Here is a 13,350-nt window from a genome sequence, read left to right as displayed (position 1 = left end):
CCGCGTCACGCCCGCAGCACCCTGTCGAGGCGCTGCAGGGCCTCCTCGAGCTGGGCGGCGGTGGTGCCGAAATTGAGCCGCACGAAACCCGGCCAGCCGAAGTCGGCCCCGTCGGAGAGTGCCACCCCGGCCTGCTCCATCAGCACTCGCTGAGGCGTACCCTCACGGTGTGCCAGCCCCTCGGCGCGGCGCAGGTCGAGCCAGGCCAGGTAGGTCGACTGCGGTGCGCTCATGTTCACCCCCGGCCAGGCCTCGACGCGCTCGGTCAAGGTCCGCCGGTGGCCACGCAGCACCTCGAGCAGGGCCTGGCGCCAGCGATCACCACGCGCATAGGCCACCTCCGCGGCCACCAGCCCCAGCACGTTGACGTCCGGCATCAAGCCCCGCATTGCCGCGGCGAAGCGCCGCCGCAGCGAGGCGTCCGGGATCACCGCGCAGGCCGCGGTCAGGCCGGCGAGATTGAAGGTCTTGGAGGGCGCCCAGAGGGTGATGATGCGTGCCGCCAGTGCCGGGAAGGCCGCCGCCAGAGGCCGATGCACGGCCCCTTCGTCGAGCAGCAGGTCACAGTGCAGTTCGTCGGAGACCACCACCAGGTCATGCCGCTCGACCAGGGCCGCCAGCCCAGCGAGCTCCTCGTGGGACCAGACCCGTCCAGTGGGGTTGTGCGGATGACACCACAGCAGCAGCCGCGTCTCGGGCGTGATCGCCGCCTCCAGCGCCTCCAGGTCGAGCCGCCACGCCGCGCCAAGGGCGTCCGGCTCGCCCAGTGCAGCCTGCTGCGCCAGGCGCCCGGTGCGCTCGGCCACCTTGAGGAACGGGGGGTAGATCGGCGTGACGGTCAATACGCCATCGCCCGGCGCGGTCAGCGCCAGGCTGGCCAGGTGCAGGGCCGGCACCACGCCGGGCAGCCACAGCTGCCACTCCGGCTCGATCGGCCAGGCGTATTCGCGGGCACTCCACTCGCACAGGGTGTGCCTGAGGCTGTCGGGCACCAGACCGTAGCCGAAGACGCCGTGGTCGACGCGCTGCCTCAGCGCCTCGACCACCTCGGGCGGAGAGCGGAAGTCCATGTCGGCCACCCACAGCGGCAGAATGCTGGCATCATAGCGATGCCACTTCTGCGAGGGCCACTCGCCCCGCTCGGGGTGGCGACGCTCGACAGGCGTGGCAAAATCGAACTCCATGTTCTCTCCTCGGAAGCAGCAGTATGAGCGAAACCATGCCGCAAAGCGGCTTCTATGCCAAGGCACGCCGGGGCATGCCGGCGCTGATCGACCAGTGGCGCCAGCTCGGCCAGGGCGAGCCGGACCGCCTCGCCCTGATCCTGGCCGAGACGGCCCGGGTGGCGAAGCTGGGCGAACCCGAGGCCACGCCCGACGGGGCCCGGCTCGCCGAGTGGAGCCGCCCTGGGGCCGGCGACGACATTCCGCTGTGGGCGGCATGCACCGCCGCCTTCCTGCTGTTCCAGATGCCGGCGCGACCGGTGCCGCGGAGCGACGAGGAGGCCTGCGCCTGGGCCTACTGCTGGCTGCGCAATCGCCAATTCGCCAGCGTCGACGACGCGCGTGCCGCCCTGCCCGCCCACCTGCAGGAGATGCTCGCCCATGCGGTGGGCGCCGCCTGGGCAGATCGCCAGGGCCTGCGCCTGGTCTAGCCTCGCTCGCCCATCAGCCAAGGAAAACCCCATGGATGTTCCCCTGAGCTGGCAGTTGGCCAAGCTCGCGGTGTCGATCGGCATCGTGCTCGGCCTGTCGCTCGTCGCCGAGCGCGTCAGCACCCGGGTGGCCGGGCTGCTCTCCGGCTACCCCCTGGGCACCGCCATCGCGCTGTTCTTCATCGGCCTGGAGATCTCGCCGGGCTTCGCCGCCGAGAGTGCCGTATTCAGCCTGGCGGGGTTCACCGCCACCATGGCGCTGGGCGGCGGCTACCTGCTGTGCGGGCGCCGCGACGGGATCGTCGGCGTGCTCGCCGGCACCGCGGGCGGGCTCATCGCCTGGTGGCTGACGAGCCTGGCGCTGACCCGCGTCGAGTTCGATCGTCTGAGCGGCACTCTGGTGACCCTGGTGGCCATCTTCGGCTTCACCTGGCTCTATCGTCACGTGCCGGAGACCCGGGTCAAGGTGCGTCATGACGGCTCGCGCTGGCAACCACTCGTGCTGCGCGCCGGGCTCGCCACTGCCATCGTCTTCGTGGTCACCGGCCTGGCCCACCTGCTGCCGGCGTCCTGGGCCGGCATGCTGGCGGCGTTCCCGATCTCGATGTACCCGCTGCTGGTGATCCTGCACCTGACTCATGGCGCCGCGCCCGCCGCCACCGTGATCAAGCACTACCCGGCCGGCCTGGGTGCACTGCTCTGCTATGCGCTGTGCGTGTCGCTCACCTATGCCACCCTGGGCCTGCTGTGGGGCACCCTGGCGGGGTTCGCGGTCGCCACGCTGTGGCTGCTGGGCTGGATGCGGCTGCAGGCCTGGCACGGCGCGAGACAGGCGGCCGGCACTTGACCTAGCGCTTGCTCGGGGCAATGCTGTCGACGGCACACCACTAGACCACCAGCAAAGGGACACCCACATGTTCGTGCGCACCATTGAGCCGGCCTTCTACGACACCGATGCCCTCGGACACGTCAACAATACCCGCCTGCCGGCCTGGTTCGAGCTGGCACGCAACGACCTGTTTCGCCTGTTCACGCCGGACCTCGACCCACGCAAGTGGCGACTGATCATGGCACGCATGGAGGTCGACTACCGCGCCGAGCTGCACTACGGCCACGATATCGAGATTCGCACCTATGTCTCGCGCCTGGGCAACAGCTCCTTTACCGTGACCCAGGAAGCGTGGCAGAAGGGCGAGATGACCAACCTGGGCCACACCGTGATGGTGCACTTCGATCACGACACCAAGCGCGCCGTGCCGATCGAGGGCGAGCTGCGCTCGGCGCTCGAAGCTCACCTGCAACCCATCGAGGAGCCGACCGACGCATGACCCCGGCCGTGAAAGCGCTGGAACGCGACGGCGCCACCTTCGAGCTGCTCGGCTACGAGCACGATCCCCGTGCGCCGGCCTACGGCGAGGAGGCCGCGAATGCCTTGGGGCTCGATCCGCACAGCGTGTTCAAGACCCTCATCGCCCGCCTCGACGATGGCCGCCTGGTGGTGGGCATCGTGCCGGTGACCGGCCAGCTCGACCTCAAGGCGCTGGCCAAGGCGGCCGGGGCGCGACGCGCCACCCTAGCCGCGGCGGCCGACGCCGAGCGCGCCACCGGCTATGTGCTGGGCGGGATCAGCCCGCTGGGTCAGAAGAAGCGTCTGCCGACCTTCCTCGACGCCAGCGCCGAGGCGCTCGAGCGCCTGCACGTCAGCGGCGGCCGCCGCGGCCTGGAGATCGCCCTGGCGCCGGCCGACCTGCGCCGCCTGTGCGACGCACGGCTGGCAGCGCTGTCACGCGGCTGAGCTCTTCTTGAGCCGATCTCCCTCAGCGCTGGTCAAAGCGACATGCCCCGACGCCATGACGGGCCACTCATCGCCGGCAGGAGTCCAAGATGGCCATTCGCTACAACCTCTGGCTCGACCCCGACAACGTCGCCCAGCATCGCGCCGTGGAAGCCGACCTGGAGCGCTACTTCATGGAGCGGTTCGCCGACTACCCCCACATCCGCTTGTTCGGCGCCGATCCCTACGATTATGATGCCCCGTTCAACCGCCTCTATGACGTGCTGATGGCGCGGGCCAACGAGTACTGCGAACGTCGGTGGCGCGGCTACGTGCCGACGCCCGAGCAGCTCAACCGGACCTTCTTCCGCGCCGTCGGCCGCTCCAACAAGTTCGTACGGGACCACAACGATGGTGATCCAGACCGACCAGATGCCTGACGCCCGCCAGCTGGCCATCATTGCCGAGCAGTTGGGGCGGGCGCCGCGTGGCATCGAGGCGGTGGCCGCCGTTGACGGCGAGGGCACCCCGCTGGTACTGCGCATGGCCCCCATCGTCGATGGCAAGCCGTTTCCCACCCTCTACTGGCTCTGTTCCGAGCGCCTCAAGATCGAGATCTCGCGCATCGAGGCCAGCGGCGTCATCAAGCAGCTCGAGGCCAGGCTGCGCGAGGACGTCGACTTCCTCGAGGCCTACCACGCCAGCCACCGCGACTACGTGGAGGCCCGCTGGCAGCACATGAGCGCAGCGCAGCGCCACGACGTCGAGCGGCTCGGCTACACGGAGGTGATGCGCGAGCGCGGCATCGGCGGCATCGCCAACTGGAACCAGGTGCGCTGCCTGCACACCCAGTACGCCCACCACCTGTGCGGCAACAACGCCATCGGCCAATGGCTCGACGCCGAGTTCAGCGTGGCCGGCTGCCTGCCCTGACGCCATCCCGACGCTTTCGAAGCCTCTCCCCGGCAGCTAGGATAGGAGCTTGCCAAGGAGAAGCGCATGTCGAATTTCTGTGTCTACCTGGGCTCCCGCGACGGTCGGGATCCCGCCTTTCTTGAAGCCACCCGGGCGCTCGGGCGCGAGCTGGCCGCGCGCGGCCATGGCCTGGTCTATGGCGGCGCCCGCATCGGCCTGATGGGGGCGCTGGCCAACGCCGTGCTCGAGGGCGGCGGCAATGTGGTCGGGGTGATGCCCGACCACCTGGTGGAGCGCGAGCAAGCACACACCGGCCTGCCCACGCTGATCCGCGTCAACAACATGCACGAGCGCAAGGCCAGCATGGCCGCCCATGCCGATGCCTTCATCGCCCTGCCCGGCGGCATCGGCACCCTGGAAGAGCTGTTCGAGGCCTGGACCTGGCAGTACCTGGGGCTACACGACAAGCCCATCGGCGTGCTCGATACCGCCGGCTTCTACGCTCCCTTGCTGGGCTTTCTCGACCGGACCGTGGAGCACGGCTTCCTCAATGCCCGCACCCGCGCCTGCCTGGTCGATGCCGAGGAACCCGCCGCCCTGCTGGACGCCCTGGAGGCCAGGCTCGCCGCAACCGTCACCTAGGAGGCCGTCATGCTTGCCATCGCCATCGAGCAGGAGCGCCTGGACTGGCGAGAGCAGCCCGCTCCCCCGGGGCCCGAGGCGGGAGAGGTTCGCCTACGGGTCGCCTGGGCCGGCGTCAATCGCGCCGACCTGATGCAGCGCGCCGGACACTATCCCCCTCCGCCCGGTGCCAGCGAGATCCTCGGCCTCGAAGTCAGCGGTACCGTGGCCGAGGTCGGCCCCGGTGTCGACAGGCTGCGCCCCGGCGACCGGGCCTGCGCCCTGCTGGCGGGAGGAGGGTATGCCGAGGAGGTCGTGGTCGATGCCCGCCAGGTGGTGCCGCTGCCCGAAGGCTTCGGTCTGCGCGAGGCGGCCGCCCTGCCCGAGGCGTTCGCCACCGCCTGGCTCAACCTGTTCATGGAGGGCCACCTGGCGGCCGGCGAGCGCGTGCTGCTGCACGCCGGCGCCAGCGGCGTCGGCACCGCGGCGATTCAGCTCTGTGGCGCTTTCGGCCACCCCTGCTTCGTCACGGCAGGCAGCGACGACAAGCTCGCCGCCTGCCGCGAGCTGGGCGCCGACGGTCTCTTCAATCGCCATCAGGGCAGCTTCGTCGAGGCCGTCAAGGGCTGGGGCGGCGCCGATCTGATCCTCGATCCGGTGGGCGCGGCCTACCTGGCCGACAACCAGCGGGTCCTCAACGTCGACGGCCGCCTGGTGCTCATCGGCCTGATGGGCGGCCGCCGCGCCGAACTCGACCTGGGGCGCATGCTGATGAAGCGTCAGCGCCTGATCGGTTCGACCCTGCGCGCCAAGCCGCCGGCGGCCAAGGGAGCCATCCTCGACGCCCTGCTGACCCACGTCTGGCCCCGCCTGGCCCGCGGCGAGATCCGTCCGCTGATCGACCGCACCTGGCCGATCGACGAGGCGGAGGCCGCCCACGCCCATGTCGAGCGCGACGCCAATATCGGCAAGGTACTGCTCGCGGTGAGCGGCGAAGGCTGAAGGAAGCGAGCTCAGCCGGCCTGCTGACGTGTGCGCTGGTAGGTGAGCTGCAGCAGGCGGGCGTCCTCGCCGGCACGGTGCCGATGGATGCCCAGCTCTTTGACCAGCGTTTCGCGGGTCCGGTGCCAGGCGGCAAGCTGCTGTTCGCTGAGCAGGATACGCAGCGCCTCGAGGCGAAAGGCGGGAAGCATGCCGGCATGGTGGAACAGCAGCGACAGCCAGGTGTTGTCGTAGCCCCAGCTGTCGCTGTAGGCCACGCCGATCTCACCCAGCTCGTCGTTGAGCCAGCGCGCGACCTGAGCCACGGGCAGCCCCTCGCGCTGCAGGCGCGCGCGGGAGATGCCGTGCAGCAGCTCGGCCTTGGGGTCCCAGTGCGTCCATTCCGCCAGGGGCTGGACGAGGAAAGCGCAACAGCTGCCGTCGGCCCGTGCCAGGCCGATCTCGATGGGGTAGCTACCGCGCCCGAACCCGGACGCCTCGATATCCAGCAGTGTCGGCAGCGTCACGAATGGGCGGGTCCTCGAATGCTGGGCCGTCGGGCATGAGCCGTGGCAGGGAAGGGTCAGTGTCGGGCCTGGACGCCGTCGCTGTCCAGCGCTTCACTCTTCAGCCCGGCATGGCGGTCGGCGAGCGCCTGCCAGCGCTCGGCCTGGACGCTGTCCACCGGCAGGCCCAGCTCACCGAGGCGGTAGGCCCGGGCCAGGCGCAGCGCGGCGAGCGGGTGGCCGGCCTCACCGGCGCGGGCGTACCAGGTCACGGCACGCTCCTCGCGGCGGGGATACTGGGCGCAGCCGTGTTCGAGGATACGCCCTGCCTGGTACTGGGCCTTGAGATTGCCGATCTGGGCCGCCTCGAGGACGTAGCGCGCGCCGCGCGCCTTGTCCTGGGGGCTGACGCCGCGCTGGAAGAGCATGTGCCCGTACAGCGACAGCGCCGCGGGGTGGCCGGCGTCGGCACAGCGCTCGAAGAGATGCATGGTCAAACGCTGGGTACGCGGGGAGCGAGGCAGCCAACGCGTGTGGAAGAGCTGTTCCGCAAGACGATATTCGAGCCGGGTGAACAGTGATGATGCCTGCGTCATGGTGCAAACAACCTTGCGTGCGTCTTGAAGCTGGCCGATGACGTGGCGCACACCCCTGTGGTCGTCGTCATGGCCTGTCTTGAGCTCGCCGCGGGACTCCGCCGGGGCCGCTGAGGGTCGCCAGCATACGCTCGCCCCGGCGACGACTCAACCCCCACGATTTGCTGCCTTGGTAGGCCTCGGCTAGCATGGCTCTGGATATGCCACGAGAACGCTTGCGACCCCACCTCAAACAGGAGCGATGATGCAGACGCGACCGCTTGGCGATACGGGCATCGAGGTCAGTCGCCTGTGCCTGGGCACCATGACGTTCGGCGAGCAGAACAGCGAAGCCGAGGCCCATGAACAGCTCGACCGCGCCGTAGCCTTCGGCATCAATTTCATCGACGCCGCCGAGATGTATCCGGTCCCCCCCCGCGCCGAGACCCAGGGCCGCACCGAGACCTACATCGGCAGCTGGCTACGGCGCCGCGAAAGCCGCGACGACGTCATCATCGCCACCAAGGTGACCGGCCCCGGCCTGGAGCACATCCGCGGCGGCCCGCGCCTCGACCGCGAGCAGATACATCAGGCCATCGACGCCAGCCTCGCCCGGCTGCAGACCGACTACGTCGACCTCTACCAGCTGCACTGGCCGGAGCGCTCGACCAACTACTTCGGCCGGCTGGGCTACGAGCACGACGAGGAGGAGCGGGCCATCCCGCTGGAGGAGACCCTCGGCGTGCTCAAGGAGTTGGTCGAGGCCGGCAAGGTACGTGCCATCGGCCTCTCCAACGAGACGCCCTGGGGGGTGATGAAGTCGCTGCAGCTGGCCGAGCGGCTCGGCCTGCCCCGCATCGCCTCGATCCAGAACCCCTACAACCTGCTCAACCGCACCTTCGAAGTCGGCCTCGCCGAGATCGCTCATCGCGAGAACGTGGGCTTGCTGGCCTATTCGCCCCTGGCCTTCGGCGTGCTCTCGGGCAAGTACCTCGACGGCGCGCGCCCGGAAAATGCCCGCCTGACCCTGTTCGAACGTTTCCAGCGCTACACCTCGCCTCTCGCCGAGCAGGCCACCCGAGCCTACGTCGACATCGCCCGCGAGCATGATCTGAACCCCGCGCAGATGGCGCTGGCCTTCGTCAACTCGCGCAGCTTCCTGACCAGCAACATCATCGGCGCCACCACCATGGAGCAGCTCGAGGACAACCTGGCCAGCGAATCGCTCAAGCTCGAGCAGAGCGTGCTCGACGCCATCGACGAAGTGCATCGCCGCATTCCCAACCCCTGCCCCTGAGATCCGCGCAAGCAAGCCGGGGCTATCGTCGCGATAGCCCCGTATGCGGGCCGCTATTGGTATAATCACGCCATTCCCGACTCTGCCCATCCAGGTAACAGGAGCGCCCATGCTGAGCGTGATCTCTCCAGCCAAGACGCTGGACTTCGAGACGCCGGCCACCACGGCCGTCCACACCCAACCGGATTTTCTCGACCACAGCCAACGGCTGATCGCTCACCTGCGCGACTACTCGCCGCAGCAGCTCAGCGAGCTGATGGGCATCAGCGACAAGCTGGCCGGCCTCAACGCCGCGCGCTTCGCCGAATGGCGCCCGCCCTTCTCCCCCGACAACGCCAAGCCGGCGGCCCAGGCCTTCCAGGGGGACGTCTATGTCGGGCTCGAGGCCGCCAGCTTCAGCGACGAGGACAACGCCTTCGCCCAGCAGCACCTGCGCATCCTCTCGGGGCTGTACGGCCTGCTGCGCCCGCTCGACCTGATCCAGCCCTATCGCCTGGAAATGGGCACTCGCCTGCCCAACCCGGCCGGCAAGGACCTCTACGCCTTCTGGCAGGGGACCCTCGCCGAGGCACTCGACCGCGCCATCGCCGAGAGCGGCTCCAGGGTGCTGGTGAACCTGGCCTCAAACGAATACTTCAAGGCCGTCGACCCCAAGCGGCTCGCCGCCAGGGTAATCACGCCAGTGTTCAAGGACGAGAAGAACGGCCAGTTCAAGATCATCAGCTTCTATGCCAAGAAGGCGCGCGGACTGATGGCCGCCTGGATGATTCGCCAGCGCCTGGACGACCCGGGTGGGCTCAAGGAGTTCGACGTGGCAGGCTACGCCTACAACCCGGCCATGTCCGAAGGCGACACCCTGGTCTTCACCCGCCGCGAGGGCCAGGGCCGAGGCTCAGAAGAAGCGCAACGGGCGTGACGAGCGCGGCTTGAGAAACGCCTTGTGGAGCTGGCGGAAGCGTTCGCCGTCACAGCGCTCGAGCCATTCGTAGGCGACCATGTCGGCGCTCACCGGGACCGCCCCAGCGCTCACCACGCGTTCCCGGGCGAGCCTCGCCTCCTCCGCGCGCCGGCTGACCGTGGCCTCGCAGAGCCAGTAAAGCGCGTAGCCCGCTTCCAGCAGCCCGAGCCCGGTCTGCAGCACGCAGATATGTGCCTCGCTGCCGCACAGCACGATCTGACGCCTGCCGCTCTGCTCCAGCGCGGCCGCGAACTCCGGCTCGGCGTGCGCGTTGAAGTGCGTCTTCTGCCAGCGCAGGTGATCGGGGAGCGCCGTCAGCAGGCGTGGATCGCTGCCGCCGAGGCCCTCGGGATTCTGCTCGGTAAGCCATACCGGAACCGACAACGCGCAGGCGATACCGCCCAGCCACGCTGCCTCGGCAACGGCCTGCTCGCCGCCGTCGACCACCGGCAGCAGGCCGGCCTGGAGATCGACCACCAGCAGCAGGCTCTCTTCGCTATTAAGACGCATGGCATTCCCCATTTTTTGTCGTCACTTGGGTCAGCATAGCGGCTAGAATGGGCCTTCCAAATTCGACTTTCCCCATAGAGAGATCAACCGATGCGACACTTATTCGTCATGCTCATGGTCGCCGTGCTGGGCTTTGGCCTGGCCGTCGAACATGCCGAGGCCCGTCGCCTGGGCGGCGGCGGCAATGTCGGCAGCTTCTCCCGCTCGGCCGATCGTCCCGCCGCCGCTCCCAGCCAGTCCGCCCCTTCTCGCCAGGCGCAACCCAACCCGGCCACCGGCTCACGCATGCCCGGCATGCTCGGTGGCATGCTGGCCGGCGGCCTGCTGGCGGCCCTCTTCTTCGGCGGCGCCTTCGACGAACTGCGGCTGATGGACATCCTGCTCATCGCCGGTCTCGGCTTCCTGCTGTTGCGGCTGCTCGCCCGTCGGCGCCCCGCCGTGGCAGGCGGACCGCAGCCCACCGCGCGTCAGTCTCACGTCGCCCCCCACGCCTTCCAGCCGGCGCCCGGCGCGGCCATGGGCGGGGCCACCTTCGGAAGCCTGCCCGACTGGTTCGACCGCGAGCGCTTCCTTGCCGGTGCCAAGGAGCATTTCATGATCTTGCAGCGCGCCTGGGACAACAACGATTTCGGCGGTATCCAGGAGTACGTCACTCCCGAACTCTACAACCTGCTTCGCGAGGAACGCAGCAGGCAGCCGGCGAACAACCGCACGGAGATCGTGCGCCTGTTCGCCGAGCTCGGCGATGTACGTGAGCTGGGCGAACAGGCCGAAGCCACGGTGATCTTCCATGGCATTCTCGACGAGAACGGCGAACAGTCCGAATTCAACGAGACCTGGCACCTGACGCGCCAAGTGCGTGACGGCGCTCCCTGGTACCTTCAGGGCATCGAGCAGAACGCCGCTGGCTGATCCCTACAGGACCTCCAGTGCCAAGGGTCGGCTGCGCTCCTCGCGGTGCCGGCCCGCCGTTGCTTCCACGGCCCGTTCCAGAGCCTGGTGCTCCATCGCACTGCGTTTCAGCCTGAAACGCCCGACCATCTCGGCCAGCCGGTCTGCCTGCTCTCGCAGCTGCTCGGCCGCTGACGTCGTCTCTTCCGCCAGGGCCGCATTCTGCTGCGTCATTCGGTCAAGTTCCGCCACGGCCACATTGACCTGTCCGATGCCGTCGCTCTGCTCGTTGGCGGCATGGCTGATCTCGCCCAGCATGCAAGCGACACGATCGACGCCTCCCATCAGTTCCTGCATGGCGTCGCCGGTTTCACGCACCAGGTGCGTGCCGCCCTGCACCTTCTCGCTGGACGCTTCGATGAGCTGGCGTATGTCACGCGAAGCCGCGGCACTGCGCGTGGCCAATTGCCTCACTTCCCCCGCCACCACGGCGAAGCCCCTGCCGCTCTCCCCGGCCCGCGCCGCCTCTACCGAGGCGTTCAGCGCCAGCAGGTTGGTCTGGAAGGCGATGTCGTCCATTACCTTGACGATGTCGGCGACCCGTCGGGAAGCCTCGTGTATCTCACTCATGGTCGCGACGACCTGCTCTACCCTGTCGGAGGTACGCTGCGCCAGGTCCGAGGCTCCCTGAGAGAGGACGCTGGCCTCCTGTGCCGAAGCAGTGGTGTTGGCCACGGTGCCATTGATCTCCTCCATCGAGGCCGAGGTCTGCTGAAGGCTGGACGCGGCCTGATCGGTGCGCCGTGACATGTCGTGGCCGCCGCTGGCAATCTCCTGGGCCGCCAGCCGGACCGAATCGCTGCTGCTTCTCACCTGGGCCAACACGTCGTGCATCTTGTCGGCGAAGGCATTGAACTGGATGGCGAGCTCGGTGCTTTCATCGCTGCCCTCGACCGGAAGACGCAGCGTCAGGTCACCGTCGCCCTCGGCGACTTCTCGCATGGCGTGGGCCGTGCGTCTTATCGGCCGAAACAGGGCCTTCAGGAGCATGGCGACCACGGCGAGGCTTGCCAGCAGGATCAGCGCCACGCTGAGCACGACCAGCAGGACAGCGCGGTTGAGGTCGGCGAACAGCTCTCCCCGCGGTATCTGGGCAAAGGCCACCCAGTCGGTCCCCGGCACCTCGATGGCTGCCACCAGTTGTTCGGCCCCCTGGGCGTCCTTTGCCGTCGCGTAACGATACCCCTCGCCGGTCACCAGCTCCTCGGCGATGTCTTCCCAGCCCGGCAGGGCCTCGACCGGCTCGCCTACCCGCTCCGCCCCCTCGGGATGAATGCTGATGGTGCCGTCTCGGCTTGCCAGGAAGACGCCGCCGCTCTCACCCAGCCGATAGCTGCGTATCGCTTCCGCCATGGCGTCCAGCGAATATCCAACGCCCGCGATTCCCACGCGCTCACCATCGGTCTCGATGACATGATTGATGAACACCTGGACCTGACCGCCTTCGGCATCGACATTCAACTGGTAGGCCTCGCCATCGTTGGCATCGACCAGATCGTAGAACCAGCGGTCCCGTTCACGGTCCAGCGTGCGTTCGGCGCCATTCTCCGTATAGTAATTGCCGCTCTGGGCCGAAACGAAGAAAACGATACTGGCTCCGCTACGCTGCCGTATGTCCCGGAAATAGTCGACTGCCTGCGCGGCTCCTTCCTCGGGTTCACCCGCCGACAACCACTCCCTCAGGTAACGGTTGTATGCCAGGTTCTGGGCGGTGGTAATAGGGCCTGTCAGGGTCGCATCGATGTCGTTGCGGATACTCTCCAGCGTGGCAGGCAGCTCAGCCTCCGTGACTCGTTCCGTGACCAGGTCCCCGAAGAGCCGGTACTGGACAGCGGTGGAGCCACCGACAATCAGCAACATGAACAGACTGATACAGAGCAACAGCTTCTGGGCGATCGTGAGTTTTATCATGGGCTTCCCTTTGCCTGCGGCGCATCGTCAGTAAGAGACACGCCAAACCTGACCATACGGTCAGGTTTTCTATCGACCACCCACAGGGAAACTTTAGGGCGCAGCTCACTGACCGTGCATTGTCACCGATCCTCCTCTTCCGCATCCTCCTCGATCTCCTCGCTCACACTCTCCAAGCGTACTTCCAGATCCTTCATGGAGCGGTCGATATTACGTTCCACTCTCTCCCCATGGCTGGGGCCGTCGCAGCCGCCAAGACCTCCCGCTAGCAAGACGATCACTACGAGGACAAACCGCGTCATTTTCATCCCTGAACACCTCGCACTGGCGTAGTTTTCTACCGACTACTCCCGCCCGCCAACGTTCCTTTGCTCAACGTGAATAAATGAAAATCCGTCGGGGTTCACTTACCTGCCCTTCTGGTCGCCTGAAGAAATAAAAAACCCTGAGCGCTGTCGCACTCGGGGTTTTCGGGTGAGATGCCCGACGACCCGGGCGGCGCCCCGCTGCTCGACTCGTCTCATCCTGAGGCTCGCCCTTCGGGCCGCTGCCGCGGTTTCCGCCTGTTCCCGACAGGCGGGATCCGTGGGAGGCCCCTGAAACGACGAAACCCAGCCTCTTTCGAAGCTGGGTTTCTGTAAAGATGCCTGACGATGTCCAGGGCGGCTCCCCGCTGCTCGACTCGTCTCATCCTGAG

The 13,350-nt window shown here is 67.8% G+C and carries 16 protein-coding genes; 11 read left to right on the top strand and 5 right to left on the bottom strand.

All coding sequences use genetic code 11. The features are described from left to right. Positions 1-5 precede the first annotated feature (5 nt). Positions 6-1,184, bottom strand: coding sequence for a MalY/PatB family protein (locus DIS04_RS05625; protein ID WP_111412811.1), 1,179 nt, complete (start codon positions 1,182-1,184; stop codon positions 6-8). 35 nt (positions 1,185-1,219) lie between these two features. Between DIS04_RS05625 and DIS04_RS05620 the strand changes: the two genes are divergently transcribed. From DIS04_RS05620 to DIS04_RS05585, 8 genes are all read left to right on the top strand, one after another. Beyond that, positions 1,220-1,654 carry a hypothetical protein gene (locus tag DIS04_RS05620; RefSeq protein ID WP_111413295.1) on the top strand — a complete coding sequence of 145 codons (435 nt, stop codon included), beginning with the start codon at positions 1,220-1,222 and terminating at the stop codon, positions 1,652-1,654. Positions 1,655-1,685: 31 nt separating this feature from the next. Continuing rightward, complete coding sequence (locus DIS04_RS05615) at positions 1,686-2,501, top strand: hypothetical protein (RefSeq protein WP_111412810.1); 816 nt, start codon at positions 1,686-1,688, stop codon at positions 2,499-2,501. Between the two features lie 67 nt (positions 2,502-2,568). Beyond that, positions 2,569-2,982 carry an acyl-CoA thioesterase gene (locus DIS04_RS05610; protein ID WP_111412809.1) on the top strand — a complete coding sequence of 138 codons (414 nt, stop codon included), beginning with the start codon at positions 2,569-2,571 and terminating at the stop codon, positions 2,980-2,982. After that, positions 2,979-3,449: a Cys-tRNA(Pro) deacylase gene (gene ybaK, locus DIS04_RS05605; protein WP_111412808.1), complete on the top strand. Its 471-nt coding sequence runs from the start codon at positions 2,979-2,981 to the stop codon at positions 3,447-3,449. The genes DIS04_RS05610 and ybaK overlap by 4 nt, the downstream gene beginning before the upstream one ends. An 89-nt stretch (positions 3,450-3,538) precedes the next feature. After that, positions 3,539-3,868: a hypothetical protein gene (locus DIS04_RS05600; RefSeq protein ID WP_111412807.1), complete on the top strand. Its 330-nt coding sequence runs from the start codon at positions 3,539-3,541 to the stop codon at positions 3,866-3,868. Beyond that, positions 3,840-4,361, top strand: a complete 522-nt coding sequence (locus DIS04_RS05595) for a DUF501 domain-containing protein (RefSeq protein WP_111412806.1) — start codon at positions 3,840-3,842, stop codon at positions 4,359-4,361. The genes DIS04_RS05600 and DIS04_RS05595 overlap by 29 nt, the downstream gene beginning before the upstream one ends. Before the next feature lie 66 nt (positions 4,362-4,427). Beyond that, positions 4,428-4,985 (top strand): LOG family protein, encoded by a 558-nt coding sequence (locus DIS04_RS05590; RefSeq protein WP_111412805.1) that lies wholly within the window; start codon positions 4,428-4,430, stop codon positions 4,983-4,985. A gap of 9 nt (positions 4,986-4,994) precedes the next feature. Further along, on the top strand, positions 4,995-5,966 hold the full coding sequence (locus DIS04_RS05585) for an NAD(P)H-quinone oxidoreductase (RefSeq protein ID WP_111412804.1): 972 nt from the start codon (positions 4,995-4,997) through the stop codon (positions 5,964-5,966). Positions 5,967-5,977: 11 nt separating this feature from the next. Here the strand turns inward: DIS04_RS05585 and DIS04_RS05580 are convergent, their stop codons facing one another. Further along, positions 5,978-6,472 carry a 3'-5' exonuclease gene (locus tag DIS04_RS05580; RefSeq protein ID WP_111412803.1) on the bottom strand — a complete coding sequence of 165 codons (495 nt, stop codon included), beginning with the start codon at positions 6,470-6,472 and terminating at the stop codon, positions 5,978-5,980. A 56-nt stretch (positions 6,473-6,528) separates the two neighbouring features. Continuing rightward, complete coding sequence (locus tag DIS04_RS05575) at positions 6,529-7,047, bottom strand: tetratricopeptide repeat protein (protein WP_111412802.1); 519 nt, start codon at positions 7,045-7,047, stop codon at positions 6,529-6,531. Between the two features lie 244 nt (positions 7,048-7,291). On the opposite strand from DIS04_RS05575, the gene DIS04_RS05570 reads away from it, so the two are divergent. Further along, the gene (locus DIS04_RS05570; protein WP_111412801.1) at positions 7,292-8,323 is read left to right on the top strand and encodes an NADP(H)-dependent aldo-keto reductase; all 1,032 of its coding nucleotides are present in this window, start codon (positions 7,292-7,294) and stop codon (positions 8,321-8,323) included. 109 nt (positions 8,324-8,432) lie between these two features. Beyond that, a complete protein-coding gene (gene yaaA, locus DIS04_RS05565) occupies positions 8,433-9,239 on the top strand; it encodes a peroxide stress protein YaaA (RefSeq protein ID WP_111412800.1) in 807 nt (268 codons plus the stop codon). On the opposite strand, the gene DIS04_RS05560 is transcribed toward yaaA, so the two are convergent. Further along, positions 9,216-9,791, bottom strand: coding sequence for an isochorismatase family protein (locus DIS04_RS05560; RefSeq protein WP_111412799.1), 576 nt, complete (start codon positions 9,789-9,791; stop codon positions 9,216-9,218). The genes yaaA and DIS04_RS05560 overlap by 24 nt on opposite strands. 90 nt (positions 9,792-9,881) lie before the next feature. Here DIS04_RS05560 and DIS04_RS05555 point away from each other — a divergent pair, with 90 nt between their 5' ends. Then, complete coding sequence (locus DIS04_RS05555; protein WP_111412798.1) at positions 9,882-10,703, top strand: Tim44 domain-containing protein; 822 nt, start codon at positions 9,882-9,884, stop codon at positions 10,701-10,703. A 3-nt stretch (positions 10,704-10,706) separates the two neighbouring features. Here the strand turns inward: DIS04_RS05555 and DIS04_RS05550 are convergent, their stop codons facing one another. Further along, a complete protein-coding gene (locus DIS04_RS05550; protein ID WP_111412797.1) occupies positions 10,707-12,653 on the bottom strand; it encodes a methyl-accepting chemotaxis protein in 1,947 nt (648 codons plus the stop codon). Positions 12,654-13,350: the final 697 nt, after the last annotated feature.

Origin of the sequence: Billgrantia lactosivorans (assembly GCF_003254665.1) — a bacterium.
In the GTDB taxonomy this organism is placed as follows: Bacteria; Pseudomonadota; Gammaproteobacteria; order Pseudomonadales; family Halomonadaceae; genus Halomonas; species Halomonas lactosivorans.
Note: the sequence above shows the minus strand (reverse complement) of the source record. Positions and strands in the feature narration are given on the sequence as shown.

Excerpts from the sequence above, each read along its gene's own strand:
- DIS04_RS05585 (WP_111412804.1), top strand. The coding sequence starts at position 4,995 with ATGCTTGCCATCGCCATCGAGCAGGAGCGCCTGGACTGGCGAGAGCAG.
- DIS04_RS05575 (WP_111412802.1), bottom strand. The coding sequence starts at position 7,047 with ATGACGCAGGCATCATCACTGTTCACCCGGCTCGAATATCGTCTTGCG.
- yaaA (WP_111412800.1), top strand. The coding sequence starts at position 8,433 with ATGCTGAGCGTGATCTCTCCAGCCAAGACGCTGGACTTCGAGACGCCG.
- ybaK (WP_111412808.1), top strand. The coding sequence starts at position 2,979 with ATGACCCCGGCCGTGAAAGCGCTGGAACGCGACGGCGCCACCTTCGAG.
- DIS04_RS05570 (WP_111412801.1), top strand. The coding sequence starts at position 7,292 with ATGCAGACGCGACCGCTTGGCGATACGGGCATCGAGGTCAGTCGCCTG.
- DIS04_RS05615 (WP_111412810.1), top strand. The coding sequence starts at position 1,686 with ATGGATGTTCCCCTGAGCTGGCAGTTGGCCAAGCTCGCGGTGTCGATC.
- DIS04_RS05610 (WP_111412809.1), top strand. The coding sequence starts at position 2,569 with ATGTTCGTGCGCACCATTGAGCCGGCCTTCTACGACACCGATGCCCTC.
- DIS04_RS05620 (WP_111413295.1), top strand. The coding sequence starts at position 1,220 with ATGCCGCAAAGCGGCTTCTATGCCAAGGCACGCCGGGGCATGCCGGCG.
- DIS04_RS05560 (WP_111412799.1), bottom strand. The coding sequence starts at position 9,791 with ATGCGTCTTAATAGCGAAGAGAGCCTGCTGCTGGTGGTCGATCTCCAG.
- DIS04_RS05625 (WP_111412811.1), bottom strand. The coding sequence starts at position 1,184 with ATGGAGTTCGATTTTGCCACGCCTGTCGAGCGTCGCCACCCCGAGCGG.
- DIS04_RS05600 (WP_111412807.1), top strand. The coding sequence starts at position 3,539 with ATGGCCATTCGCTACAACCTCTGGCTCGACCCCGACAACGTCGCCCAG.
- DIS04_RS05555 (WP_111412798.1), top strand. The coding sequence starts at position 9,882 with ATGCGACACTTATTCGTCATGCTCATGGTCGCCGTGCTGGGCTTTGGC.
- DIS04_RS05590 (WP_111412805.1), top strand. The coding sequence starts at position 4,428 with ATGTCGAATTTCTGTGTCTACCTGGGCTCCCGCGACGGTCGGGATCCC.
- DIS04_RS05550 (WP_111412797.1), bottom strand. The coding sequence starts at position 12,653 with ATGATAAAACTCACGATCGCCCAGAAGCTGTTGCTCTGTATCAGTCTG.
- DIS04_RS05595 (WP_111412806.1), top strand. The coding sequence starts at position 3,840 with ATGGTGATCCAGACCGACCAGATGCCTGACGCCCGCCAGCTGGCCATC.